The sequence below is a fragment of the Sinorhizobium sp. genome (assembly GCF_059070375.1).
The window spans coordinates 2,397,518-2,422,392 of the sequence record NZ_JCACWC010000003.1 but is presented as its reverse complement, the minus strand read 5'-3'; the positions used below and the strand labels follow the sequence as shown (position 1 = coordinate 2,422,392).

Annotated in this window: 21 protein-coding genes; 12 read left to right on the top strand and 9 right to left on the bottom strand. The window is 63.9% G+C overall.

The window, feature by feature from the left end; all coding sequences use genetic code 11:
- Nucleotides 1–2: 2 nt before the first annotated feature.
- The 4 genes from AC5J09_RS23745 to bcoG form a co-directional block, all read right to left on the bottom strand.
- Entirely contained in the window at nt 3–2,066 is a 2,064-nt protein-coding gene (locus AC5J09_RS23745; protein ID WP_494298633.1) for an acetate--CoA ligase family protein, read from the bottom strand.
- A 77-nt stretch (nt 2,067–2,143) separates the two neighbouring features.
- Nucleotides 2,144–3,304: an acyl-CoA dehydrogenase family protein gene (locus tag AC5J09_RS23740; RefSeq protein WP_127711286.1), complete on the bottom strand. Its 1,161-nt coding sequence runs from the start codon at nt 3,302–3,304 to the stop codon at nt 2,144–2,146.
- A gap of 186 nt (nt 3,305–3,490) precedes the next feature.
- Entirely contained in the window at nt 3,491–4,981 is a 1,491-nt protein-coding gene (locus AC5J09_RS23735; protein WP_494298632.1) for a carnitine 3-dehydrogenase, read from the bottom strand.
- Nucleotides 4,982–5,119: 138 nt separating this feature from the next.
- Complete coding sequence (bcoG, locus tag AC5J09_RS23730) at nt 5,120–6,022, bottom strand: 3-dehydrocarnitine:acetyl-CoA trimethylamine transferase BcoG (protein WP_494298631.1); 903 nt, start codon at nt 6,020–6,022, stop codon at nt 5,120–5,122.
- Nucleotides 6,023–6,131: 109 nt separating this feature from the next.
- On the opposite strand from bcoG, the gene AC5J09_RS23725 reads away from it, so the two are divergent.
- A complete protein-coding gene (locus tag AC5J09_RS23725; RefSeq protein ID WP_018095526.1) occupies nt 6,132–7,103 on the top strand; it encodes a GlxA family transcriptional regulator in 972 nt (323 codons plus the stop codon).
- A gap of 91 nt (nt 7,104–7,194) precedes the next feature.
- On the opposite strand, the gene AC5J09_RS23720 is transcribed toward AC5J09_RS23725, so the two are convergent.
- The 5 genes from AC5J09_RS23720 to AC5J09_RS23700 form a co-directional block, all read right to left on the bottom strand.
- Nucleotides 7,195–7,956, bottom strand: coding sequence for an SDR family NAD(P)-dependent oxidoreductase (locus AC5J09_RS23720; protein ID WP_494298630.1), 762 nt, complete (start codon nt 7,954–7,956; stop codon nt 7,195–7,197).
- Nucleotides 7,957–7,960: 4 nt separating this feature from the next.
- The gene (locus tag AC5J09_RS23715; protein ID WP_494298629.1) at nt 7,961–8,779 is read right to left on the bottom strand and encodes an ABC transporter permease; all 819 of its coding nucleotides are present in this window, start codon (nt 8,777–8,779) and stop codon (nt 7,961–7,963) included.
- Nucleotides 8,779–9,645 carry an ABC transporter permease gene (locus AC5J09_RS23710; protein WP_018095523.1) on the bottom strand — a complete coding sequence of 289 codons (867 nt, stop codon included), beginning with the start codon at nt 9,643–9,645 and terminating at the stop codon, nt 8,779–8,781. Before AC5J09_RS23710 ends, AC5J09_RS23715 begins: the two co-directional genes overlap by 1 nt.
- A gap of 155 nt (nt 9,646–9,800) precedes the next feature.
- Nucleotides 9,801–10,964, bottom strand: coding sequence for a polyamine ABC transporter substrate-binding protein (locus tag AC5J09_RS23705; protein ID WP_494298628.1), 1,164 nt, complete (start codon nt 10,962–10,964; stop codon nt 9,801–9,803).
- 51 nt (nt 10,965–11,015) lie between these two features.
- Nucleotides 11,016–12,137 (bottom strand): ABC transporter ATP-binding protein, encoded by a 1,122-nt coding sequence (locus tag AC5J09_RS23700; RefSeq protein ID WP_494298627.1) that lies wholly within the window; start codon nt 12,135–12,137, stop codon nt 11,016–11,018.
- 142 nt (nt 12,138–12,279) lie between these two features.
- On the opposite strand from AC5J09_RS23700, the gene AC5J09_RS23695 reads away from it, so the two are divergent.
- The 11 genes from AC5J09_RS23695 (at nt 12,280) to AC5J09_RS23645 (ending at nt 24,869) form a co-directional block, all read left to right on the top strand.
- On the top strand, nt 12,280–13,083 hold the full coding sequence (locus AC5J09_RS23695; RefSeq protein WP_018095520.1) for a helix-turn-helix transcriptional regulator: 804 nt from the start codon (nt 12,280–12,282) through the stop codon (nt 13,081–13,083).
- A gap of 208 nt (nt 13,084–13,291) precedes the next feature.
- Entirely contained in the window at nt 13,292–14,251 is a 960-nt protein-coding gene (locus AC5J09_RS23690; RefSeq protein WP_379938264.1) for a sugar-binding transcriptional regulator, read from the top strand.
- Nucleotides 14,252–14,366: 115 nt separating this feature from the next.
- Nucleotides 14,367–15,812, top strand: a complete 1,446-nt coding sequence (locus AC5J09_RS23685) for an ABC transporter substrate-binding protein (RefSeq protein ID WP_100671750.1) — start codon at nt 14,367–14,369, stop codon at nt 15,810–15,812.
- A gap of 188 nt (nt 15,813–16,000) precedes the next feature.
- The gene (locus tag AC5J09_RS23680) at nt 16,001–16,924 is read left to right on the top strand and encodes a carbohydrate ABC transporter permease (protein WP_018095517.1); all 924 of its coding nucleotides are present in this window, start codon (nt 16,001–16,003) and stop codon (nt 16,922–16,924) included.
- 11 nt (nt 16,925–16,935) lie between these two features.
- On the top strand, nt 16,936–17,793 hold the full coding sequence (locus AC5J09_RS23675; RefSeq protein WP_010969796.1) for a carbohydrate ABC transporter permease: 858 nt from the start codon (nt 16,936–16,938) through the stop codon (nt 17,791–17,793).
- 4 nt (nt 17,794–17,797) lie between these two features.
- The gene (locus AC5J09_RS23670) at nt 17,798–18,916 is read left to right on the top strand and encodes an ABC transporter ATP-binding protein (protein WP_494298626.1); all 1,119 of its coding nucleotides are present in this window, start codon (nt 17,798–17,800) and stop codon (nt 18,914–18,916) included.
- Nucleotides 18,913–20,037, top strand: a complete 1,125-nt coding sequence (locus AC5J09_RS23665) for an ABC transporter ATP-binding protein (RefSeq protein ID WP_127711264.1) — start codon at nt 18,913–18,915, stop codon at nt 20,035–20,037. The genes AC5J09_RS23670 and AC5J09_RS23665 overlap by 4 nt, the downstream gene beginning before the upstream one ends.
- Nucleotides 20,037–21,614, top strand: a complete 1,578-nt coding sequence (locus tag AC5J09_RS23660) for an FGGY-family carbohydrate kinase (RefSeq protein ID WP_494298625.1) — start codon at nt 20,037–20,039, stop codon at nt 21,612–21,614. The genes AC5J09_RS23665 and AC5J09_RS23660 overlap by 1 nt, the downstream gene beginning before the upstream one ends.
- Nucleotides 21,611–22,648: a 2-hydroxyacid dehydrogenase gene (locus AC5J09_RS23655; protein WP_100671746.1), complete on the top strand. Its 1,038-nt coding sequence runs from the start codon at nt 21,611–21,613 to the stop codon at nt 22,646–22,648. Before AC5J09_RS23660 ends, AC5J09_RS23655 begins: the two co-directional genes overlap by 4 nt.
- A 9-nt stretch (nt 22,649–22,657) precedes the next feature.
- Nucleotides 22,658–23,326 (top strand): class II aldolase/adducin family protein, encoded by a 669-nt coding sequence (locus AC5J09_RS23650; RefSeq protein ID WP_100671745.1) that lies wholly within the window; start codon nt 22,658–22,660, stop codon nt 23,324–23,326.
- 4 nt (nt 23,327–23,330) lie between these two features.
- Nucleotides 23,331–24,869 carry a glycerol-3-phosphate dehydrogenase gene (locus AC5J09_RS23645; RefSeq protein ID WP_494298624.1) on the top strand — a complete coding sequence of 513 codons (1,539 nt, stop codon included), beginning with the start codon at nt 23,331–23,333 and terminating at the stop codon, nt 24,867–24,869.
- The last annotated feature ends 6 nt before the right edge of the window (nt 24,870–24,875 follow it).

Genomic DNA, 24,875 nt, shown 5'->3' with positions numbered 1-24,875 from the left:
CGTCATTTCCTCCGGCGGATCAGGGCGTCGGCGGCAACGGCTCCGTGGCCGTCCGGCAGCACCATTATAGGATTGATATCGAGTTCTTCGAGTTTGGAAGCGTTTGCAACGACATAGGATGCCGCGGCAGCGACAGTTCCTGTCAAGGCGGCGATATCGCCCTTGGGATTGCCGCGATAGCCGTCGAGCAGCTTGCCGATCTTCAGGCCCGCAATCGCATCGCGGATCATCTCCTCGGTGACCGGCAGCGTGAGGATCGCGGAATCCTCCAGCAATTCGACGAGAATTCCGCCCGCGCCGATCGTCAGCACCGGACCTGCGACCGCGTCGCGCATCGCCCCGACGATCAGCTCCGCCACAGGCCTGGCGATCATCTTCTCGACGAGGTAACCGGAGGCGACCGCAGCCATGCCTCGCGCCGCCGTGATGACCTCCTGACGGCTTGTCAGATTGACCTTGACCGCACCGGCTTCGGTCTTGTGCGCCACGCCGAGGCCCTTGAGGACCACGGGGAAGCCGAGGGCCTCGGCCGCCGCTGCGGCTTCCTCGACTGTCGCGGCGCTCCTGCCACCGGGAACGATGACGCCCGCTGCCGCGAGCTCAGCCTTCGCTTCGGCTTCGCTCAGGGTGACGATCTCGCCTCCCTCAGGGCGCGAGCGGAGGAGGGGAGGTGCTGCGGGCTTTGCCCAGATCGCGCCGATCGCAGCGGCGGTCTCGATGGCGGCGAGCGCCTCGTCGATGCCGAAGAAGGGCACGACGCCCGCCGACACCAGCGAGAGAGCGGTTTCCTCGGGCATGTTCTCGCCGAGGCTCGCAACGATGCCGGCGACCGCCCCGGTAGCCTTCGTCGCATCGATGATCGCCTCACAGGTCGTGACCCAGTCGGCCGCGTCGCATCGGTCGAGCCGCGGGAAATCGAGCACGATCAGGTTGAGGGCATAGCCGCCGCGCATCATGGCCGTGAAAGCGGCCGTCTGCTTCTCGCGATTTCCCCAGACGAAGGTGTGGTAGTCGAGCGGATTGGCGATCGTCACCATTTCGCCGAGGCTTTCGCGCAGCGGCTGGCGCTGTTCCTCCCTGAGTGCCCGGAAATTGACTTTGCGCCGGACGCCGGCATCCGCCATCAGCGATGCCTCGCCGCCCGAACAGCTCATCGAGGAGATATCGGCGCTGGGCAGCGGCCCATGAAGATGCAGCAGCTTCAGCGTTTCGAGCAACTCGGGCAGCGTATCGACGCGGCCGATGCCGAGGCGGGCGAGCAGGGCCGAGGAGACCCGGTCGTTGCCGGCTAGCGAGGCGGTATGGGAGACGGTTGCAAGCTGGGCTGCTTCCGATTTCCCGACCTTCAGCGTGACCACGGGTTTGCGCAGCTCTCGTGCGCGGGCGGCAAGCCTTTCCAACGCCTCGATGCTGTCGAAGCCTTCGATATGGAGACCGACGGCGGTGACGCGCGGATCCTCGAGCACGGCGCAGGCGATGTCGGAAAGGCCCGTCTGCGCCTGGTTGCCGGCCGTCATGACATAGGCCAGCGGCAGCCCGCGCTTCTGCATGGAGATGTTGCAGGCGATGTTGGAAGATTGCGTGAGGATCGCGACGCCGCGTTCGACCCGAAGCATGCCGTGCTGGTCGGGCCAGAGCAGCGCGCCGTCCAGCATGTTGATGAAACCGTAGCAGTTGGGCCCAACGATCGGCATGTCGCCGGCCGCCGCGACGAGCGCCTCCTGCAGGTCGTTGCCATCGGCAAGCTCGTTTGCCGCCTCGCGGAAACCGGAGGCGTAGCAGACGGCACCCCCGGCGCCGCGCGCGGCGAGATCGCGGATGATCTCGATCGTGAGCGCGCGGTTGACCCCGACGAAGGAGGCATCCGGCGCCCCCGGCAGGTCGGACACCGAGCGATAGCAGCGGCGGCCGAGGATTTCTTCTTCGCGCGGGTGGACCGGCCAGATGTCGCCGGCAAAGCCCATCTTGTCGCATTGCTCGATGACGCGGCGCGCCTCCTTGCCGCCGAAGACGGCGATGGAGCGTGGGCGGATGAGACGGTCGAGGGAGCGGGGAGTGGAGGTCATGCCGCGCCCCCGTGGAGTGCGCCGGGGAGATGCCCGGCAGGGCAGAGGGGGGTAATTTGCGGAAGCTCGCCCATCGTTCAGGCCCCCAGCGGCCGGAGCAGATCGCGGCTGATGATGTGTCGCTGGATCTCGGACGTCCCATCCCAGATGCGCTCGACGCGGGCGTCGCGCCAGAAGCGGGCGAGCGGCAGGTCGTCCATGAGTCCCATGCCGCCATAGATCTGGATCGCCTCGTCTGTGACGCGGGCGAGCATTTCGGTGGCATAGACCTTGGCCGAAGCGATCTCGCGGTTGGACGGCAGGCCCTGGTCGAGCCGCCAGGCGGCCGAGAGTGTCAGAAGGTCGGCCGCGTCGATCTCGGTGATCATGTCGGCAAGCTTGAAGGAGACTCCCTGGTTGGCGCCGATCGGCTTGCCGAACTGCTTGCGCTCGGCCGCGTAGGAGAGTGCGTAATCGAAGGCGCGACGGGCGCGGCCGACGGAGGTGGCCGCCACGGTCAGGCGCGTGGCGTAGAGCCAGTCGTTGGCAATATCGAAGCCTTTATGGGCCTCGCCGAGGATCTGGGCGGAAGGCAGGCGGCAGTCGTCGAAAGTGAGGATGCAGTTCTTGTAGCCGCGATGCGAGACGGAATTGTAGCCCTCGCGGATTTCGAAGCCGGGGGTGCCGCGATCGACCAGGAAACAGGTGATCTTCTTCTTCGGTCCGCGCGGCGTCTGCTCCTCGCCGGTGGCGACGAAGACGATGACGAAATCGGCAATGTCGGCATGGCTGATGAAGTGCTTCGTCCCGTTGACGATCCAGTCGTCGCCGTCCTGCCGTGCGAAGCATTTCATGCCGCGCACGTCCGAGCCGGCATCCGGTTCGGTCATGGCGAGCGCGTCGAACTTGTCGCCGCGGACGGCGGGGAGCAGGTATCGCTCCCGCTGATCCTCGTTGCAGGCCATCAGGATGCCGGACGGCCGCCCGAAAAAGACGGTGAGGCCCATGGACCCGCGGCCGAGCTCGCGCTCGACCAGAGTGAAGGTCAGATGGTCGAGGCCGGCGCCGCCGACCTCTTCCGGGAAGTTGCAGGCGAAGAAGCCGAGTTCCTTGCATTTGCGGGCGATTTCCAGCCCGAGTTCGCGCGGCACCACTCCGGTCCGCTCGACCTCGTTCTCATGCGGATAGATCTCGGTCTCGACGAAGGTGCGGACCGTGTCGACGATCATCTGCTGTTCTTCGGTCAGTGCGAAATTCATTGTTCTCCCTCGTCAATTCTGGTGCGCGCGGCAGATCGCTCCTCAACGATCTGCTGCGGGGCTCTCGGGCGGTGCCCCTCTCCTCGGGCTAATCCGAGGACTATCCCTCTCCCCGTCGGGACGTCCTTGGGACGGGGAGAGGTGCCGGCAGGCGGATGTGGGGCTCTTATCCCGCCAGCATCGCCATCACCGTTTCTGCCCCACATGCCGTCCCGCGCCCTCGGGCGCGTCCAGGTTCGCATGACCTTCCGCGATCGGCTTCAGCTTCGCCATCACCTCCGCCGGTGCCGGCACGGACTTGCCGGCCTTGGCGTCGACATGCAGCATCATCTGTTCGGCGGTGGCGATGACGTCGCCCGACGCCGCATCGTGAATGCGCGTGAAGAAGTGAATGCGCTTCTCGTCCGACGAAAGAAGCTGCAGGGTCGTATAGAGCGCCTGTCCGAGCTTGGCTTCGCCGAGATGGCGGATGTGGGTCTCGACCGTGTAATAGCTGTGGCCGGCCTCGACATAGGCGAAGTCGACGCCGATCAACTTGAGCAGTGCGTCCGAGGTGTCGCCGAAGAGCTGTAAGTATCGATGCTCTGTCATGTGGCCGTTGTAGTCGACCCAGGCGGCGTTGACCCTGGTATCGACCAGACGCAGCGGCCCGGACGCGTCCATGCTTTTCGACGGACTGCCGCCCTTTTCCCAAAGCCGCTTCTCGAAATCGGCGAGCAGCTTGCCGGCACCCCAGCCTTTGCCGCCGTCGCCGGCCTTCAAGGCATGCATGATGCCGACGAGGTTTTCGTCCCGGATGCGTTCGAGTTCGCGGATGGAGCGACCGGCGGCCTGCGCGTCCGATTGTGCCCCGATCTTCTCGACGAGCGCGTCGTCGAGATCGACCACGTCGGTGAATTTCGTCCAGGGCCATTTGAGGCAGGGGCCGAACTGGGCGAGGAAGTGGCGCATGCCCGCTTCGCCGCCGGCGATGCGATAAGTCTCGAAGAGACCCATCTGTGCCCAGCGCATGCCGAAGGAATAGCGCATGACGTCGTCGAGCGTCTCGGTATCGCAGATGTCGTCCTGGATCAGCCAGAGTGCTTCGCGCCAGAGCGCCTCGAGCAGGCGGTCGCCGACGAAGGCCTCTATCTCCTTGGCGATGACGACGCCCTTCATGCCGATCTCGGCAACCGCTTCCTCGGCGCGCCTGATCGTTTCCGGCGACGTCTTCTTGCCGCCGACGAGCTCCACCAGCGGCAGCAGATAGACCGGGTTATAGGGATGGGCCACGAACATGCGTTCGGGGTGTTTCATCTCGGCCTGCAGGTCGGACGGGAGCAGGCCCGAAGTGGAGGAGCCGATGAGGGCATCGGGCCGGGCGGCCGCATCGATCTCGTTGATGACGCCGCGCTTCAACGGCAACCGTTCGGGCACGCTTTCCTGAATCCAGTCAACGTCCTCGACTGCCTCCTGAATGCTCTTGCAGAAGGTGAATTTGCCGCGCGGCGGAAGCGGCGCCATGGTCAGCATGCCATAGGCGCGTTCCGCGTTGGCCATGGCCTCGCCGATGATGCGCTCGGCTTCCGGATGCGGGTCGAAGATGTTGACGTCTATTCCTGCAAGCGCAAAACGCGCAGCCCAGGCCCCGCCGATGACGCCGCCGCCGATACAGGCGGCCCTGGTGATTGTGGTCATTCCCCTCTCCATTCAAAATGTCGTAAGAGCCGCTCCCGATCCCTTCGGGACCGACCTCCCCACAAAGGGGAGGGACAGGTGGCGCCTGCCGCGGCAGGTTAAGTCCTCCCCTTGTGGGGAGGGTTGGGAGGGGTCTTGTTACCGCTTCGTCAGCTTCAGCTTCCTGCGGACCTCTTCCGGACCGATGATCTTCGCGCCCATGCTCTCGACGACGGAAACCGCTTTCTCCACGAGCTGGGCATTGGTCGCGAGCTGGCCCTTGCCGACATAGAGATTGTCTTCCAGGCCGACGCGGACGTTGCCGCCGGCGAGGATTGCGGCAGCGGGATAGGCCATGGCATTGCGGCCGATCGAGAAGGCGGAAAAGGTCCAGTTCGAGGGCACGTTGTTGACCATGGCCATGAAGGTGTTGAGATCGTCCGGCGCGCCCCACGGAATGCCCATGCAGAGCTGGATCAGCACCGGATCCTCGATCAGGCCTTCTTCGGCGAGTTGCTTGGCGAACCACAAATGCCCGGTATCGAAGGCCTCGATCTCCGGACGCACGCCGAGTGCGGTCATCTGCCGTGCCATCTCGCGCAGCATCGACGGCGTATTGGTCATGACGTAATCGCCGAGCGAGAAATTCATGGTGCCGCAGTCGAGCGTGCAGATTTCCGGCAGGCATTCGGCGACATGCGCGACGCGTTCGGTGGCGCCGGCCATGTCCGTGCCCTTCTCGTTGACGGGGAAGGGGCTCTCGACGTCACCGAAGACGAGGTCTCCGCCCATGCCGGCGGTCAGATTGAGCACCACGTCGATGTCGGCGGAGCGGATGCGGTCGGTCACTTCCCTGTAGAGGTCGAGCCGCCGCGCAGGCGCGCCGGTGTCGGGATCGCGGACGTGACAGTGGACGACCGCGGCACCCGCCTTGGCGGCCTCGATCGCCGATTCGGCGATCTGTTTCGGCGTGACCGGAACGTGGCTGGATTTCGAGACGGTGTCTCCGGCGCCGGTGACGGCGCATGTGATGAACACCTCGCGGTTCATGCTGAGCGGCATTGATGTCCTCCCTTTCGTTGCCCGTATTACGGGCCAGAAAGTGCCGCGTTGCTTTGCATTAAGAGAAGCATCCTATACATTATCGGAATTCTCTGGAGGAAGTTTTGTCGTGGACAGCAGCATCGCGCAGGCGCAGCATATCGACCTTCTGGTCTTGCCGGAGACCAATCTCATCCTTGTCGCATCGGTTGTCGAACCGTTGCGCGCCGCCAATCGTATCGCCGGGCGCACGCTTTACAGCTGGAGCCTGTTCAGTCCGGACGGGAGAGCGATCGAGACGAAGAGCGGCATTCCCGTCCCGGTGGCCGGCGCCTTCCGCCCGCAGCGCGAGACGGCGCCGCTCTTCGTGCTTTCCAGCTACCACTGGCAGCGCAGCGCCACCTCGCAGCTCAAGATGCTCCTGTCGCAGACGGCGCGGCACCGGGAGATGATGGCCGGAATCGAATCCGGCTCCTGGCTCTTGGCGGAGACGAGCCTCCTCGACAATTTCTCGGCCACCACCCACTGGGAGGATTTCGAGGATTTCGCCGCCGCCTATCCGCAGGTGACGATGGTGCGCGAGCGTTTCGTCATCGACCGAAAACGCATCACCACCGGCGGCTCGCTGCCGACGCTGGACCTGATGCTGGAACTGATCCGCCGCGCGCACGGCTATTCGCTGGCGCTCGAAGTGTCGCGCCTCTTCATCTACGAGCAGGAACGCACCCGCGGCGACCTCCTGCAGGTACCCGCGATCGGCAACATGCGCATTCTCGAGACTCGCGTCGGCGCCGCGGTCAAGCTGATGGAAGAAACGGTCGAGGCTCCGCTGACGCTCGCGCGGCTGGCGCGCCGCGTGGGGGTCAGCGCCCGGCACCTTCAGGATCTCTTCAAGGAGACCATGGGCGTCGCGCCGCACGAACACTATCTGGCGCTGCGGCTCAACGCAGCGCGGCGCAAGGTGATCGAAACGCGGATGGAGTTCGCCGACATTGCGGCGATTTCCGGCTTCAACTCGTCGTCTTCATTTTCGCGCAGCTACCGCGCGCATTATCGCGAAAGCCCCAGCGAGACGCGCCGGCGGCTCAAGCTGAAGAACTGATTCAAGGGCCTCAGGCGGAAGTTGAGCGAAGGTGAGTTTTGCGAGTCGAATCAGAGGTCTGCGGCCAATCCATCGAGAGATGATTCAGCGATCAGACCACCGTCTCGCCCCCGTCCACCACGAGGATCTGTCCGGTCATGTAGGAGGAACGGTCGGAAACAAGGAAGAGGATCGACTCGGCGATCTCGTCGACGCTCGCCCAGCGGCCGAGCGGAACCCTCTCGCGGATATAGGCTTCGATGGCCTCGCGCCCGCCCATCTGGTCGATGAAGGGTTCGTTGAAGGGCGTGTCGACCCAGCCGGGGCAGAGAGCGTTCACCCTGACACCGTATTTCGCATAGTCGCCCGCCATCTGCCGGGTCATGGCGATGACCGCGTGTTTCGTCGTCGTATAGGCGATCATCTCACGATCGTAGAGGACGCCGGACGAAGACGACGTGTTCACGATCACGCCGCGACCGGCCGCCTTCATCGAGGGCATGACGAGGCGTGCAGCCATGAAATGGGCGCGGACGTTGAGGTTCCAGGACCGGTCGAAACCCGCCACCTCGACCTTTTCCAGGTCGCCGGCGACCTGCGCGCCGGCGTGATTGTGCAGGATGTCGATCCGCCCGTGCCGATAGAGGATATCGGCAATGCCGTCCGCAAGCGCTTCGTCGTCGGTGACGTCGACCGCGAGCGCTTCAGCGCTGCCGCCCCCGGTGGCGATCGCCGCCACTGTTCCGCCCGCGGCTTCCACGCTGCGGTCGACGACGACCACATGGGCGCCTTCGCGGGCCATGATGGCGGCACCCGCCCGGCCGATTCCGGAGCCCGCTCCGGTCACGATCGCGATCCGGTCATTCAGGATCATGGTTTCACTCCCCGGATTTGCTTTTCTTTTCGCGCATGAGCACGCGGGCGGTCAGGATAAGGAACAGCGAGGCGACCAGGACCAGGGTCGCGATCGCGTTGATTTCGGGCGTCACCCCGCGGCGGATCGAGGCGAAGACATAGATCGGCAGGGTCGTCTTCGAGCCGGCGACGAAGAAGGCGATGATGAAGTCGTCGAAGGAGAAGGTGAAGGCGAGGAGAAAGCCCGCGAGGATCGACGGCAGGATCTGCGGCAGCACGATCAGCCGGAAAGTGGTGAGCGGCGTCGCATAGAGGTCGCCCGACGCCTCGACGATGTCGCGGCCGAGGCTCGCGATGCGCGCCTTGACGATCATGGTGACGAGCGCCATCGAGAAGAGCCCGTGGGCGGCGATGATGGAGCCGTAACCGAGTCCCAGTTGCGGCGGCTGATCGCCCGGCCAGAGGGCTGCGATCGTCGGGTTGACGAAGGAGAAGACAGCGACGAGTGCGACCAGCGTCGCGATGCCGATGACGACGCCCGGGACGACGATCGCCGCGGCGAAGAGAGCATCGAAGAGCGCGCGCATGCGGGAGCCAAGCCGTTCCATGCCGAGCGCTGCCATGGTGCCGAAGACGGCGGCAAGCGTGGCGCTGGTGAAGGCGATGATCAGGCTGTTCTGCAGCGCCGAGACGAGAAACGTGTTGCCGAGCGCCTTGCCGTACCAGGCGAACGAAAAGCCCGTGAACTCGCTCGCATTGCGGCCGGCATTGAACGAGAAGAGCACGACCAGCGCGATCGGCGCATAAAGGAAGAGATAGACGGAGGAGATGAAGGCGCGCATCAGACGAGATCCACCTGTCTTGTTCCGGCGACCTTCCAGGCGATTCGCATCGCCACCATGAGCACGACGACGACGACGGCGACGAGTGTCACGGCGATCGCCGATCCGAAGGGCCAGTTCCGAGACTGCAGGAAGAGATCGACCAGCGCATTGCCGATGAAGAAGACCTTGCCGCCGCCGAGCAGCTGCGGGATCAGATACTCGCCGAGAAGCAGGATGGTGACGAGCGCGACGCCCGTCATGACCCCCGGCAGCGACAACGGCAGAGTGACGCCCAGAAAGGTGGAGACGGGCTTGCCGCCGAGATCGGCGGAAGCCTCCAGCAGGCGGCGGTCGAGCTTTTCCAGGCTCACATAGATCGGCATGATCATCAGTGGCAGATAGCCGTAGACGATGCCGAGCAGCACGGCGCCGGGCGTATTCAGCATGCGGACGTCCTCGATGCCGATCATCGACAGGAGATTGGGAATGCCGCGCGAGCCGAGGATGTACATCCAGGCATAGGTACGCACGAGCAGGCTCGTCCAGAAAGGAACGACGACGAGCGAGACGAGTATGAGGCGGTAGCGCGGATTTGCCTTGACGGCGAGGTAATAGGCGACCGGATAGGCGACGATGAGGCAGAGCAGGGCGCCGGCCGGGGCGAGCATCAGCGTATTCCAGAAGGCGGCCGCGCGAGTCGGCAGATTGGCGAACTGCGCAAAGGTGAAGGCCGGCTGGTATCCGCCTTCAGGCGCCCGCTCGCCAAAGGCGAAGACGAGCATGGCGATGAATGGGAGAACCAGGAAGACGGTGAGCCACGCGGCCGCCGGCGCAATCAGCGCCGCCGTAACCAGTTTCCTCTTCGTGTTCGTTGCTGCCTGCATGGTTTGTCCGTGAACTGGAATGAAACTGCCCCTCACCCTAACCCTCTCCCCGCAGGCGGGGAGAGGGGACTGGGGCGTCGCGGCTTGTGTCCTTCTCCCCGTTAAACGGGGAAAAGGTCGCGGCAGCGGGATGAGGGGCGATCTTGCCCGTATGTTCAAGCCGATTTGAAGCGCGCCATCAACTCGGCGCGGCCGGGATCCGTCAGCGTCACGGCAGCGCCGAATTCGAGCGGGGTGAGGGCCGCTTCGTCCGGATAGACGATCTTGTTCGAGGTGACATCGGCCGGGAGCAGCTTCATGACGCGGCTGTCGGTCGTCGGCGCGCCGTTGGCGATGTGTTCTTTAACGGCATTTTCCGGGGTCATCAGGAAATCGAGCAACGCGTAGCCCGCGGGCTTGTTCGCTGCACTCTTCGGGATCGCATAGAAGTCCGACCAGATCTCGCCGCCGTCCTTGCCGAGCACGAACTTGATCTCCGGCATGTCGCGGTTGAGTTGGGCCCCGTCATTGGTCCAGCACATCGTCATCCACGCATCGGTCGCGCGCATCGAGGGCTGATAGTCGCTGTTGATGGCATAGAGATGCGGCTTGACCTTGATCAGCAACTCTTCGGCCTTGGCGAGTTCTTCGGGCTTGACCGAATTGAAGGAAAAGCCGAGCGAGACCAGCGCGTTGCCGATGGTGGTCAGCTGATAGTCGTGCACCATGGCGCGGCCGTCGGCTTCCGTCATCGCGACCTCGAAGAAGTCCTTCCAGCTCGCAACCGGCGCCTTGATCTTGTCGGAATTCACCGCGATCCCGGTGGTTCCCCAGTTCTTCGGCACGGCATAGGTCTTGCCGTCGACGATGCCTTCATTGGTGAAGCGCCCATTTTCCGTCGAGGCGTCGTAGTTGGGCAGCTTGGAGAGATCGAGCTCGTCGATCAGGCCGAGCTTCACATAGGTCGAGATCGTGTAGTTCGTGGGGACGAAGAGGTCCCAGCCGGTGCCGCCCGCCTGCAGCTTCGCCAGCATCTCCTCGTTGGAACCGAAGACGTTGACTTCGACCGCAACGCCGGTCGCCGCGGTAAAGGCTTCGAAGGTGGCGGGATCGTGATAGTTCGGCCAGGTGGCGATCGACATCTGTGTGCCGAGGTCGCCGGCGGCGAAAGCGGCGGAGTTGAAGAGGCCGGGCTGGCGCGCCAATACGGCCGTCGCGAGGCCGAGGCCGGTGACGCCGAGGAAGTGACGACGCGAAACGGAGCCGCGCTTCAGGCGCATCAGCTCGTCGGCAAGCTTGTCCGCGGTGATCGGGGCATTCTCTCTGTACCACTTGGTCATGATGCTGTTCCCTTATCGTTGACGTCAATTGATTGCGGCAGATCGGGCCCTTCAGGCCGGAAAGACATGCATTGCATTCGGGTCGAAGCTTAGCCCGATCCTTTCGCCCGGCTCGGCGAGATCGCTGTCGTTCAGGCTGCGGCGGTCTGCGGTAACGAGAAAATCTCCGAGGCCCTCGACCTCGACCGAATATTCGACGGACGAGCCCAGGAAGATACGGTGGGTCACCGTGCCGCGCAGCGCAGCGCTGCCGTCGCGCACCAGGCTTATCGCCTCCGGGCGCAGCGCAACCATGACCGGGCCTGCCGTGCCGTTGGCGCGGGCGGGCTTGGCAAGTCCGACGCCATTGGCGAGGAGGACCGCGCCGGCGCCGGGTTCGATCGAACCGGCGATGCGGTTGGCCTTGCCGACGAAGTCGGCGACGAAGAGACTTGCCGGGCGGTCGTAGATCTCCTGCGGCGGTCCGATCTGCACGATGCGGCCGGTGCTCATGACGCAGACGAAGTCGCTCATCGAGAGCGCCTCTTCCTGATCGTGCGTGACGAGCACGAAGGTGATGCCGAGCTCGCGCTGCAGGCTCTGCAGTTCGATCTGCATGGCGGTGCGCAGCTTCTTATCGAGCGCTGCGAGCGGCTCGTCGAGGAGCAGCACCTTCGGCTTGTTGACGATGGCGCGGGCGAGCGCCACGCGCTGCTGCTGTCCGCCGGACATTTCGTGGATCCGGCGCTTGCCGAAGCCGCCGAGGCGGACCATCTCCAGCGCCTCCTGAGCACGCCGGTTGATCTCGGCGGCCGGGATGCGGGGACGCATTTGCCTCAAGCCATAGGCGACGTTCTGCTCGACATCGAGATGCGGGAAAAGCGCATATTGCTGGAACACCATGTTGACCGGCCGGCGATAGGCAGGCACGCCGTTCATCGGCTGGCCGCCGATATAGACCATGCCTTCGCTCGGCTGCTCGAAGCCGCCGATCATGCGCAGGCATGTGGTCTTGCCGCAGCCGGATGGGCCGAGCAGCGCAACGAAGGCGCCCTTCGGCACCGTCAGGTTGATGTCCGATACGGCCGTCACGCTGCCATAGCGTTTGGCGACCGAACGGAATTCGATGTCGTTCGTCGAAGCGGATGTCACGTCTGTTCCCTGCGGTCGTTCTTGGAATTGCTCGCGGTTCATGCACCGCCGCTTCCACCGTCATTATCGGATAGCCTAGTCAAAAGCGCCCGGGCCGGTATATACCCCAAGAGAGGTATTTCAACCCAAAACGCCCTGTGGGAGGAGTATACCCCAGAGCGGCGGAGCGACCCGGGAGAACCGTTTGGGCATCGACCTCGACAGACTTTTTCAGGCGATGGCGCCGCTGGTGAACGGCGCCCCGATGGATGACGAGGCTGTCGGCTGCACATTCCGGGGACTGATGTCCACCCTGATGACGTTCGATTACGTCGTCGTCTTCGCCTATCGGGGAAAAGAACGGCCGCTCGACCTTTACAGCACCTTCGACGCCGAGGATCACGTGCTCTTCGTGAGCCTCTATCAGGCCGGACCTTATCTGCTCGATCCGTTCTATCATGCCGCTCGTGCCCCCAAGCCCGGCGTGTGGCGCATGCGCGAACTGGCGCCCGACCGCTTCTTCTCGAGCGAATACTACCGGACCTACTACGTCCAGACGGGACTTGCCGAGGAAGTCGGCTTCTTCGTGCCGGTCAGCGAACAGGTCACCGTCGTCCTCTCCTTGATGCGGCGAGAGGCGACGGGGGTCTTCAGCGCGACGGAATTCGCTTTGCTGAAGAAGGCGGAGCTGCTGGTGGCGGCCCTCGTGCGCCATCATTGGGCGGAACTCGACCGTCGCTTCGATATGGCGCTCGCGAAAAAGGGCCGGGGCCGCCGGAAGGCGGCACATCCTCCGGCAGACGGGGTCTGGCGGCACCTCAATCTTACCGAGCGGGAAGCGGCGATCATCGAACTCGTGCTCCAGGGCCATTCTTCCGAATCGATCGGATTGAAGCTCGGCATTTCGACGGGCACGGTCAAAGTCCACCGCCGCAACGTCTATCGGAAGCTCGGCATTTCCTCGCAAACCCAGCTCCTGTCTCTCTACATCAAGAATCTCGGCCATTAGAGAGGCGGACTTCCGCTTCTGCCGATCACCTGACGCCGTCGGCTTTCGAAAACTCCGCGGGACGCATCGCCGATGTGCCCGCGTTTTTTCGGCATGCGACCAACTGAGACTTGACAATTTTTTCAACCCGTGAAAATTATTTCATATCGAGATAAAAATATCATGCGCTGCAAAATTTATCATGCAGCGCAGCATCGGGTGGGAGGATATGGCGAGCATCGGTGGAATGGCTGTCCGCGACGACGAGGCGAGCATGGCGACCCGCGCCGCCTGGCTGCATTACGCCGGCGGGCTGACCCAGGCCGAGGTCGCCAAGCGCCTGGGGCTCACGTCGCTCAAAGCACACCGGCTGATCATGAAGGCCAACCAGGAAGGGTTGGTGAAAGTCTATATCGACGGGGACGTCTCCGAATGCGTCGAGCTGGAGCAGAAGCTTTCCAGCCGTTACGGCCTGGACTATTGCGAGGTGGTCCCGGACTTCGACAGCGACGACCTGCCGCTGAAGGCGCTCGGCATCTCCGGGGCGCAGTTTCTCAGACGCGAGATCGAGCGCGGAGAGACGGCGCTGATCGGCGTCGGCCACGGACGCACGCTCGCAGCCAGCATCGAGTACATGCCGCGCACGGCGAGCAACAACACGCGCTTCGTTTCTCTGCTCGGCGGGCTCACGCGAAAATTCTCCGCCAATCCGCATGACGTTATCCACCGCCTGGCAGAGCGCACGGGCGCGGAAGCCTATGTGATGCCGGTGCCGTTCTTCGCGAATACGGTCGAGGACCGCGATGTCCTTTTCAGCCAGCGCGGCGTGCGGGAGGTCTTCGATCTCGCGAAATCGGCCGACCTTCTGATGGTCGGAATCGGTACGGCCGAGCGCGAGGCTTCACTTGTGGCGACCGGGATGATCGAGATGCGCGAAATAGCGGAGATCCAGAAAGCGGGCGGCGTGGGCGAACTGCTCGGCCACTTCTTCGACGAGAAGGGCAGGCCGATAGAGACAGCGCTTTCGAACCGCACCTTCACGCTTGGCCGGCAGGACCTGAAGAACCGCCGCACCGTGGCGATTGCCGGGGGCAGGGTCAAGACGCGCCCGATTCGCGCGGTCCTGGAGAGCGGGTTCCTGAGCGGACTCATCACCGACGAGCGCACTGCGCAGACGCTGGCCGCTTGAGAAAACACGGGACCGAGGAGCGACGAAAATCGGCGCTGCGGTCTAGGGAGGCAATACCGGTTGGGTAGCCGGCAGCTCAGTCGAGCAGTTTTACCCGTAGTGGAGGAGAAAACAGATGTACGACAAGGAGAAAGACCTCATTGGCGCATTCCTGCGCGGAGAGGTGGACCGTCGCGGCCTGTTGAAGGGCCTTGGCGCGGCAGGCCTGACGGCGGGCACCGCCGGCACCCTGTTCAACATGATGTCGACCCAGGCGCTTGCCGCCGACTTCGACTGGAAGGCACATTCCGGCAAGTCGCTGAAGCTGCTCCTGAACAAGCACCCTTATGCGGATGCGATGATCGCCAATCTTCAGGCGTTCAAGGACCTGACCGGCATCGAAGTCACCTATGACGTCTTCCCGGAGGACGTCTATTTCGACAAGGTGACGGCGGCGCTCTCTTCCGGCTCGTCGGAATACGACGCCTTCATGACCGGCGCCTATATGACCTGGACCTACGGTCCGGCCGGCTGGATCACGGACCTCAACGAGTGGATCAAGGATCCGGCGAAGACAAATCCGCAATATGGCTGGGACGACTTCCTGCCGGGCGTCAAGGCTTCCTGCGCATGGAACGGACAGCCGGGCGGTGCGCTCGGTTCGGAAGATGCCAAGCAATGGTGCATTCCGTGGGGCTACGAGCAGAACAACCTCTCCTATAACCAGGAGATGTTCGAAAAGGTCGGCGCAAGCGTTCCGAAGAACCTCGATGAACTCGTCGCTACCGCGGCAAAGCTCAACAAGGACGTGGGCGGCGGCGTCTACGGCATCGGCGTGCGCGGGTCCCGTTCCTGGGCGACCATCCATCCGGGCTTCCTTTCCGGCTACGCCAATTTCGGCCAGAAGGATCTGAACGTCTCGGAGGACGGCAAGCTTTCGGCCGCGATGAATACGCCGGAATCCAAGGCCTTCCACGCAAAATGGGTGCAGATGATCCAGGAGAGCGGCCCGAAGGACTGGTCGACCTACACCTGGTATCAGGTCGGCACGGACCTCGGCGCCGGCGCCTCCGCCATGATCTACGACGCCGATATTCTCGGCTACTTCATGAATGGCGGCGATAACAAGATGGCCGGCAAGCTCGCCTACGCGCCGTTTGCCGCCAACCCGGAAGCAAAGGCCCCGACGCCGAACATCTGGATCTGGTCGCTGGCCATGTCCAACTTCGCGAAGGACAAGGATGCGACCTGGTACTTCCTGCAATGGGCATCGGGTCTCGAGCACGCGATCTTCGGCGCGACCAAGATGGACTTCGTCAACCCGGTCCGGGCATCGGTCTGGAAGGACGAGATCTTCCGCGAGCGGTTGAACAAGAGCTATCCCGGTTATGTGGAGATGCACGACGTTTCGGCGCCGGGCGCGAAGATCCACTTCACCCCCCAGCCGCTTTTCTTCGACCTCACCACCGAATGGGCGGCGACGCTGCAGAAGATGGTGGCGAAGGAAGTGCCGGTCGACGAGGGTCTCGACAGGCTTGTCGAGAGCATCAACCGGCAGCTCGCGGAAGCCGGGCTCGGCTGATCGCACCTCCGGCTTGGAGCGGAGGCGGGCGAACATCATCGAACGTTCGCATCCATCCCGCTCCCGGCCAGCCCGCCGCCGGCGGGCCGCCGTTTCGGCACGAAAAGCAAATGGAAGAGGGGGTCTGGCTGCGCCGGCCGCGGCCGACCCCTTATGTCATAGACACAGGCATTTAGACGGAGCTGGCCATGGCTTCAGTAACGCACTCCAGCCCAAGGGGCAGCAGGTTCGGAATCAGCAAGAGGGCCTTGCCCTATGTGCTCTCCCTGCCGGCGCTTCTCGTGTGCATCGGTATCCTGATCCCGTTCTTCACGGCGGTGATCTATTCCTTCCAGCGCTACCGGCTTAGCCAGCCCTGGGCACGCCAGTTCAACTGGGGTGAGAACTATCTGAACTTCTTCACCGATCCGGGTTTCTGGAACACGCTGAAGATCTCGCTGCTCTATGCCGGCGTCACCGTGACCCTGGAGCTGCTGCTCGGTCTCGGGATCGCGCTGCTCCTGCAGCGCCGCTCCACGGTCAACAACTTCATCTCGATCATGCTGCTCCTGCCGCTGATGACGGCCCCGGCGCTCGCGGCGCTGATGTGGAAGCTGATGACCAATCCCGGCTTCGGAATCCTGAGCTATCTCGCAAGCCTCGTAGGCCTTGAGAATTTCCGCTGGGCCTCGTCGCCGGACACGGCTCTGCTGACCGTCGTGCTGGTCGACATCTGGGTCTATACGCCCTTCATCATGATCCTGCTGCTCGCGGGCCTCCGCTCGCTGCCGACGCAGCCTTTCGAAGCGGCGGCGCTCGACGGTGTGCCGCGCAGTTTCGTCTTCTTCCGCATCACCTTGCCGATGCTGACGCCCTATATTCTGACGGCGACGCTCTTCCGGCTGCTCGATTCGATCCAGCAGTTCGACATCATCTACGCGATGACGCAGGGCGGCCCCGGGGACACGCTGACGGTCTTCCAGGTCGAGGCCTACCTCAACTTCTTCCAGTCGACCAATGTCGGGCGTTCAGCGGCGCTGCTGATCATCCTGTGGGCGATCACCTACGCCCTGTCGAACATCTTCATCAAGAACTGGCTCCGGCTGCGCGAACGCGCCCGCGGCGAAGCGTAAGGAGGCCGAAAATGGAAACCACCTCTCCGGTCGAAAGGCTCCTGCGCGGCGTCGCGCTCACCCTGGTCGTCGTCTTCTTCATGTTTCCGATCGTCTGGATCTTCCTCATGTCGTTCCAGACGAACGAGACGATCCTCAGAATACCCCCATCGGTGGTCTTCACGCCGACGCTCGAGAATTATGCGGCGCTGATCACCGGCAAACTCCAGACCGCCTCCGGCACGCTCGATATCGCCTTCATGCGCAATCTCGGCAATTCGGTCCTGCTGTCGGTCGCTTCCGTAGCTCTGGCGCTGGTTCTCGGCGTGCCGGCGGCCTATGCCTTCGCGCGGCACAAGTTCAGGGGGTCGGAGGACATCGCCTTCACGCTGCTCTCCTTCCGCTTTGCGCCGCCGTTGCTCGTGCTGCTGCCCCTGACGCAGTATTTTCAGTGGCTCGGCCTCTCGAACACCTATTTCGGTCTCATCTGGATCTACCAGCTGATCTGCCTGCCGCTCATCCTCTGGATCGTGCGCGGCTACTTCGAGGATATCTCGGCCGATGTCGAATATGCCTATCGCATCGCCGGCCACTCCTGGTTTTCGACGTTCCGCAAGATCGCCCTGCCGCTGGCAGGTCCCGGGATCGCAGCGGCCGGTCTGCTCGCCTTCATCTTCGCCTGGAACAATTTCGTTTTCGCCCTGGTGCTGGCGTCCGCAGACAAGCAGCCGGTGACAGTCGGCGCGCTGGCATTCGTCACGGCCTCGGGCATCCAGTACGGCCAGATCGCCGCCGCGATCGTGCTCTCGATCACGCCGACGCTCGCACTCGCACTCTACGCCCAGCGCTACCTCGTCGAAGGCCTGTCGCTCGGTGCGGTGAAGGGATAATCGAATGACAACACTGCAACTGAAAAACATCGTCAAGCGCTACAAGAGCCAGGCGGTTCTGGACGATCTCTCGCTCGACGTGGCCAATGGCGAGCGACTGGTGCTCTTCGGCCCGTCCGGTTCCGGCAAGACCGTTCTGCTCCGGCTGATCGCCGGCGTCATCGAGCCGGATGGTGGCCGGGTCCTTATCGGCGGCGAAGACATGACCGACGTGGACGCGGAGCATCGCGGCCTCGGCATGGCGTTCCAGAACTTTGCACTGTTCCCGCATATGAGCGCCTTCGACAACATCGCCAGCGCGCTGACCTCGCGGAAGTCGTCCCGGGACACGATCGCCGCCGGCGTGCACAAGGTCGCAAAGCTCCTGAAGATCGATCATGTGCTGAGCCATCATCCGAAGGCGCTCTCCAACGGCCAGAAGCAGCGCACGGCACTTGCCCGCGCCCTCGTGGGCTCGCCGCCGCTGCTGCTCCTCGACGACCCGCTTCGCAACGTCGACGCGAAGCTGCGCTTCGAGATGAGGCTGGAACTGCCGCGCCTGCTCGCCGCTCAAGGGGCAACGGTCATCTACGTCACGCAGGACTACAAGGAGGCAATGGCGCTCGGCGACCGCATCGCGGTCATGGCGCATGGGCGTATCCGCCAGATCGGCACGCCGGCGGAAATCTACAACGCGCCCGCTGACATCGAGATCGCCCGGCTCTTCGGCGATCCGACCATCAACCTGCTCGATGTCGTGCCGCAGCGCGGACCGGACGGCGCGTTCGTCGAACTCTCCGACATGCGGCTGCGCCTGCCGGGCTTCGGCGCGCAAATTGTCGAAAAACAATGCGTTCTCGGCCTGCGCCCGGAGACGATCGCTTTTGCCGAAGCCACCGCGCAGGGCGCGATCCCCGTGACGGTCGAGGCGGAAACGCCGCTCAACGAGAAGACCGTGACGCTGGCGCTGACCGCCCGCGGCCGCGAGATCTTGGTGTCCCGCCCTGCCGGTACCCCCGGCCCGGTCGCCGGACCGGCGCATATCGCAGTCGACGGTCGGGCGGCCTTTCTGTTCGACAAGGCGACGGGCCAGCGCATCCTTCCTTCCGAACTGGCATCCAAGCGCGATGGAGAAGCGGCATGAACGCTACCGCTCTTTTGATCGACAACGTCGACAAGTTCTATGGTCCGGTCGACTACGGCGTTCACGCCGTGAAGCAGCTGAACATGGAGGTGAAGAAGGGTGAGATCATCGCGCTTCTGGGCTCCTCCGGCTGCGGCAAGACCTCTACCCTTCGAATGATCGCCGGCTTCGAACCGGTATCGCGCGGCACGATTTCGGTCGCCGGCCGGCAGGTGCATATGCTTGCGCCGGTCCGCCGCAACGTCGCCATGGCCTTCGAAGGCTATTCGCTCTATCCGCCGCTGACGGTACGCGAAAACATAGCTTTTGCGCTCAAGGCGTCGAAGCTCTCGCAGAGCGTCGTCGAAGAGAAGGTAGCGAGCATCGCCAAGCTGCTCGAGATCGAGGATATTCTCGGACGTTATCCGAGTTCGATTTCCGGCGGTCAGCAGCAGAGGGCGTCCCTCGGACGCGCGCTTATCCGCGACGCCGACCTGCATCTCCTCGACGAACCGATGGGCCAGCTCGAGCCGCAATTGCGCGCCGTGCTGCGCGGCCGTATCAAGCACTACATCAAGGAACGCGGGCTCACCGCCATTCTCGTCACCCACGATCAGACCGAAGCGAACGCGCTCGCCGACCGGATCGCCGTCATGGAAGGCGGCGTGCTGCAGCAGTTCGATACGCCGCAGAAGATCAAGGAACGGCCGGCGAATCTCTTCACCGGAACCTTCGTCGGCGAGCCGCCGATGAACGTCTTCGAGGCAAGCGTCAGCGGCACGGACGCCCGCGTGACCTTCGGCCTCAAGGACGGGGTCCGGCTCGAATACCAGGCCGCCGATTTCTCCCATGCCGTCCGCAATGCGCTGATGAAGCGCCAGAATGTGGTTCTCGGCATCCGGCCCTATTCCGTCCGGCGCAGTGCAGACGGGGTGACGGGGCGTGTTGCCGTCAATCAATGGCTCGGCGACCAGACCCATATCGCGGCCGATTTCGCCGGCGGCACCATGGTGCTCGTCGAACACGACCGTACCAGCCTGGAGATCGGTCAGCCGATCGGCATCCGGCTCGACCCTGCAAGCCTGCACGTCTTCGACAGCGAGAGCGGTATGGCGATTTCGCACGGCGAGGAGCTCGCCTGATGCGCGACATCCTCATCGGCATCGATGCCGGAACGTCCGTCATCAAGTCCGTCGCCTTCGATCTCGGCGGCCGGCAGCTGGCGATGACGGCGGTTCCGAACAGCTATGAGGCGGTGGGCCGCACCGGCAGCGTTCAGGAGTTGCGGCGTACCTGGACGGACACGGTCAAAACCCTGGTCGAGCTCTCGGCCAGGATCGAGAACCTCCCTGGCCGTGTTGCCGCCATCGCGGTGACCGGTCAGGGGGACGGCACCTGGATGATCGACAGAGAGGGCGAGCCGGTTGGCAAGGGCTGGCTCTGGCTCGATGCGCGCGCGAGCGCAATCGTCGAACGCCTGCGGGCCGAAAGCGGCGATGCGGAGCGTTTCTCGCGCACCGGCTCCGGACTTGCCGCCTGCCAGCAGGGCCCACAGTTGCGCTGGATGAAGGATCATGCACCGGAGATGCTGAAAGGTGCTGCGACCGCATTCCATTGCAAGGACTGGCTCTATTTCAATCTCACGGACAGGCGCGCGACCGATCCCTCGGAAGCGAATTTCACCTTCGGCGATTTCCGCAAGCGTGAGTATTCCGACGACGTGATCGACTTTCTCGGTCTCAACGAACTCAAACACCTGCTGCCGGAAATCGTCGACGGGGCGAGCACGCATCACCCTCTCTCGGCTGCCGCCGCAGCCGCCACGGGCCTGCCGGCGGGGACGCCGGTGGTGCTTGGCTATGTCGACGTCGTCTGCACCGCGCTCGGCGCTGGCCTCTACGATCCCGGAACCGACACGGGCTGCTCGATCATAGGCTCGACGGGCATGCACATGCGTCTGGCCGCCGGCGCCGACGATGTTCGGCTCAACCAGGATCACACCGGCTACACCATGTGCATGCCGATTCCGGGCACCTATGCGCAGATGCAGTCGAATATGGCTGCGACGCTCAATATCGACTGGGTCCTGCAGTTTGCGGGAGGTCTCCTCAAGGGCATGGGGATCGAGAAATCGAAGAACGATCTGCTCGCCCATGTGGATGGCTGGCTTTCCGAGGCGAACGAGACTCCGCTTCTCTTCCAGCCCTACATTTCGGAGGCCGGTGAGCGCGGCCCCTTTGTCGATGCTTCGGCCCGCGCCTCCTTCGTCGGGCTTTCGATCAATCACGGCTTCGGCGACATGGTGCGTGCGGTCTTCGACGGTCTCGCCTTTGCCTCGCGGGATTGTTACGCCGCGATGGGGCCGCTGCCGGGCTGCGTTCGTCTGTCGGGCGGCGCTGCGCGCAGCGCCTCCCTGCGCCGCATTCTCGGCGGGGCTCTCGGCGCCAGCATCCAGACGAGCGAACGCGAGGAGGCGGGTGCCGCCGGTGCGGCGATGATCGCCGCCGTCTCTCTCGGCATTTATCCCTCGATGGCCGACTGCGTCCGCGAATGGGTGCGGCCCCACCATCGGCCGGCAGAACCCGCGGATGAAGAGCTTGCGCGCCGCTATGACGCGCTTTTCCCCGCCTACAAGCAGTCGCGCCTCGCGCTTCAACCCGTCTGGCATGCGCTCTCCCACGCAGCCGGAACGGGAAACCAACAGGAAAGACCGCAATGAAGAAGATAGCCATTATCGGCGACCGGTTCATGCTGCCGGATGTTTTTCGCGACAAGATCGTCGAGGCATGCGGCGATGGGCATGAGATCAGCATGCTCGAACTGCCCTGGCCGGACGTGCCGATGGAGCACGGCTATGCCGTGGAGGGTATGGACGGCCTCAAGGAGTATCTCGGCAAGCCCGGCGAAATCGTCGACTTCGTCGGCGATGCCGAAATCCTCGTGACGCAGCTTGCGCCCCTGTCGCGAACGATGCTGGCTGACCTGCCGGGATTGAAGCTCGTCGCCGTTTCGCGCGGCGGTCCGGTCAATATCGACATGAAGGCCGCTCGCGAGGCGGGCGTCCTCGTCGTCAACACGCCCGGCCGCAATGCGAGTGCCGTCGCCGAATTCACGATCGGCGCCATCCTCGCGGAGACGCGCCTTATCCGCGTGGGGCACGAAGCGCTGAGGCGGAGCGAATGGCGGGGCGATCTCTACCGTGCCGACCGCACCGGCCGCGAGCTTTCCGAAATGACGGTCGGCGTCATCGGCTACGGCAATATCGGCACCAAGGTGGTCCGCCTGCTTCGTGCTTTCGGCACCAAGGTGCTCGTCCACGATCCCTATGTTCAGCTCAGCGCCGAAGACAGGAATGCCGGCGTCGAGCACGTCTCGCTCGACGAACTGCTTGCCCGCGCCGACCTGGTGACGCTGCATCCGCGCGTCAGCGAAGAGACGAAGAACATGATGAATGCGGAAACCTTCGCGAAGATGAAGCCGGGGGCGATCTTCGTGAACACGGCCCGCGGACCGCTCTGCGACTATGACGCGCTTTACGAGAATCTCGTCAGCGGCCATCTCGCAAGCGCGATGCTGGAGACATTTGCCGTCGAGCCCGTGCCGGAAGGCTGGCCGCTTTTGAATCTTCCCAATGTGACGCTGACGCCGCATATCGCGGGCGCGTCGGTACGCACCGTGACCTATGCGGCAGAAATGGCCGCAGAGGAAGTGCGCCGCTACATCGCCGGCCTGCCGCCGGTCAATCCGTGCTGAGGTGGGACGATGAACGAACTTCAACTGCGCCAGTCGATCATCGACCATTGCCGCCACATGAATGCGATCGGCCTCAACCAGGGCACTTCGGGTAATATCAGCCTGCGCCATGGCGGCACGATGCTGATCACCCCGTCTGCGATCCCCTATGCCGAGATGACGCCTGAGATGATCGTCGCCATGCCGATCGACGGCGAGTATGGCGCCTGGGCAGGCCCCAAAAGGCCGTCTGTCGAATGGCCCTTCCACCTCGACATTCTGCGGGCGCGGCCGGATGTCGGCGCCGTCGTTCACACCCACGCGACCTTCTCGACGATCCTCGCGATCGCGGGCAAGCCGATTCCCGCCTGCCACTACATGATCGCCGCCTTCGGCGGTTCCGACGTGCGCGTCGCCGATTACGCCCGCTACGGCACGAAGGCGCTGTCGCAGAACGTTCTGAAGGCGATGGAGGGGCGTTCCGCCTGCCTCATGGCCAATCACGGCATGATCGCGACCGGTTCGAGCCTGGAAAAGGCGATGTGGGCGGCGGTCGAGCTCGAGACGATCGCCAAGCAATATTACCACGCGCTCCTGATCGGCGGCCCGGTGGTCCTGCCTGAGGAGGAAATCGCCGGCGTCATCGAGGGATTTGCCACTTACGGCCATCAGGACAAACCCAACGGCGAGGCCGCCTGACCGCATGGCGACGACAGGAGACAAGCACGTGAGTTCCGAAACCGGTACATACGACCTTTTCGTCATCGGCGGCGGCATAAACGGGGCGGGCATTGCCCGCGACGCGGCAGGGCGGGGGCTCTCCGTCCTGCTCTGCGAGAAGGACGATCTGGCGCAGGGCACGAGTTCCCGCTCCGGCAAGCTCGTTCATGGCGGCTTACGCTACCTCGAATATTACGAGTTCCGCCTGGTGCGCGAAGCCCTGATAGAGCGCGAGGTTCTGCTGGAATCCGCACCTCACATCATCTGGCCGATGCGTTTCGTGCTGCCGCACAATCCGGCCGACAGGCCGGCCTGGCTCGTACGGCTCGGCCTCTTCCTCTACGATCACCTGGGCGGCCGCAAGCGCCTCCCCGGCACGCGGGTGCTCAACCTGCGTACGGCCCCGGAAGGCGCTGCGATCAAGCCGGCCTATCGCAAGGCCTTCGAATATTCCGACTGTTGGGTGGACGACGCCCGCCTCGTCGTGCTCAACGCGCTCGACGCGAAAAAGAAAGGCGCCCGGATACTGACCCGCACCGCCTGCACCGGTATTCGCCGGCGAGGCGACCTCTGGCATGTCGAGATGACCGATGCCGCGACCGGAGCGAAGACGGAGGCCAAGGCGCGCTGCGTGGTCAACACCGCCGGGCCCTGGGTCAACGACGTGATCGGCCGCGTTGCGGGGCTGAATTCGAGCCGCAGCGTCCGCCTCGTCAAGGGCAGCCACATCGTCGTGCCGAAGTTCTGGGAGGGGCGGCAGGCCTATCTCGTCCAGAACCCCGACAAGCGCGTGATCTTCATCAATCCCTATCAGAACGATCTGGCGCTGATCGGCACCACGGATATTCCCTATGACGGGCGGCCTGAGGACGTCGCGGCGGACGAAAACGAGGTCGCCTATCTCCTGAAATCGGTGAACCGCTATTTCAAGCAGCAACTGGCGCCGGGCGACATCCTTCACAGCTTCTCGGGTGTGCGTCCGCTTTACGACGACAATGCCGAAAATCCGTCGGCAGTGACGCGCGACTATATTTTCGAGCTCGACGCCGCCGGGAAGGACGCGCCGCTGCTCTCGGTGTTCGGCGGCAAGATCACGACCTTCCGCAAGCTTTCCGAGCACGCGCTCGAACGGTTGAAGCCTTTCTTTCCGAAGATGGGCCCGGCCTGGACGGCGCGTGCGCATCTGCCGGGCGGCGACATGGCGGATGCGGATTTCGACCAGTTCCTCGGCGACCTGCGCGCGCGCTACCGGTGGCTGCCGTCGGACCTCGCCAAGCACTACGCCCGGCTTTACGGCACGCGGGCGCATGATCTGATCGGCAGCGCCACCTGCCTCGACGAGCTCGGGACGGCGTTCACGCAGCTCTTCCGGGAGCGGGAAGCCCGCTTCCTCATAGAGAATGAATGGGCGCGAACGGCGGAAGACCTGATGGAACGGCGCACGAAACACGGCCTGCATATGAGCGACGCCGAGAAGCGGGCCTTCAGCGGCTGGTTCGAGGGCCAGCAGGCTGCGGCGTGAGAAGGA

Coding starts and splice junctions, on each gene's coding strand:
- AC5J09_RS23745 (WP_494298633.1), bottom strand. CDS start 2,066: ATGACCTCCACTCCCCGCTCCCTCGACCGTCTCATCCGCCCACGCTCC.
- AC5J09_RS23740 (WP_127711286.1), bottom strand. CDS start 3,304: ATGAATTTCGCACTGACCGAAGAACAGCAGATGATCGTCGACACGGTC.
- AC5J09_RS23735 (WP_494298632.1), bottom strand. CDS start 4,981: ATGACCACAATCACCAGGGCCGCCTGTATCGGCGGCGGCGTCATCGGC.
- bcoG (WP_494298631.1), bottom strand. CDS start 6,022: ATGCCGCTCAGCATGAACCGCGAGGTGTTCATCACATGCGCCGTCACC.
- AC5J09_RS23720 (WP_494298630.1), bottom strand. CDS start 7,956: ATGATCCTGAATGACCGGATCGCGATCGTGACCGGAGCGGGCTCCGGA.
- AC5J09_RS23715 (WP_494298629.1), bottom strand. CDS start 8,779: ATGCGCGCCTTCATCTCCTCCGTCTATCTCTTCCTTTATGCGCCGATC.
- AC5J09_RS23710 (WP_018095523.1), bottom strand. CDS start 9,645: ATGCAGGCAGCAACGAACACGAAGAGGAAACTGGTTACGGCGGCGCTG.
- AC5J09_RS23705 (WP_494298628.1), bottom strand. CDS start 10,964: ATGACCAAGTGGTACAGAGAGAATGCCCCGATCACCGCGGACAAGCTT.
- AC5J09_RS23700 (WP_494298627.1), bottom strand. CDS start 12,137: ATGAACCGCGAGCAATTCCAAGAACGACCGCAGGGAACAGACGTGACA.
- AC5J09_RS23690 (WP_379938264.1), top strand. CDS start 13,292: ATGGCGAGCATCGGTGGAATGGCTGTCCGCGACGACGAGGCGAGCATG.
- AC5J09_RS23685 (WP_100671750.1), top strand. CDS start 14,367: ATGTACGACAAGGAGAAAGACCTCATTGGCGCATTCCTGCGCGGAGAG.
- AC5J09_RS23680 (WP_018095517.1), top strand. CDS start 16,001: ATGGCTTCAGTAACGCACTCCAGCCCAAGGGGCAGCAGGTTCGGAATC.
- AC5J09_RS23675 (WP_010969796.1), top strand. CDS start 16,936: ATGGAAACCACCTCTCCGGTCGAAAGGCTCCTGCGCGGCGTCGCGCTC.
- AC5J09_RS23670 (WP_494298626.1), top strand. CDS start 17,798: ATGACAACACTGCAACTGAAAAACATCGTCAAGCGCTACAAGAGCCAG.
- AC5J09_RS23665 (WP_127711264.1), top strand. CDS start 18,913: ATGAACGCTACCGCTCTTTTGATCGACAACGTCGACAAGTTCTATGGT.
- AC5J09_RS23660 (WP_494298625.1), top strand. CDS start 20,037: ATGCGCGACATCCTCATCGGCATCGATGCCGGAACGTCCGTCATCAAG.
- AC5J09_RS23655 (WP_100671746.1), top strand. CDS start 21,611: ATGAAGAAGATAGCCATTATCGGCGACCGGTTCATGCTGCCGGATGTT.
- AC5J09_RS23650 (WP_100671745.1), top strand. CDS start 22,658: ATGAACGAACTTCAACTGCGCCAGTCGATCATCGACCATTGCCGCCAC.
- AC5J09_RS23645 (WP_494298624.1), top strand. CDS start 23,331: ATGGCGACGACAGGAGACAAGCACGTGAGTTCCGAAACCGGTACATAC.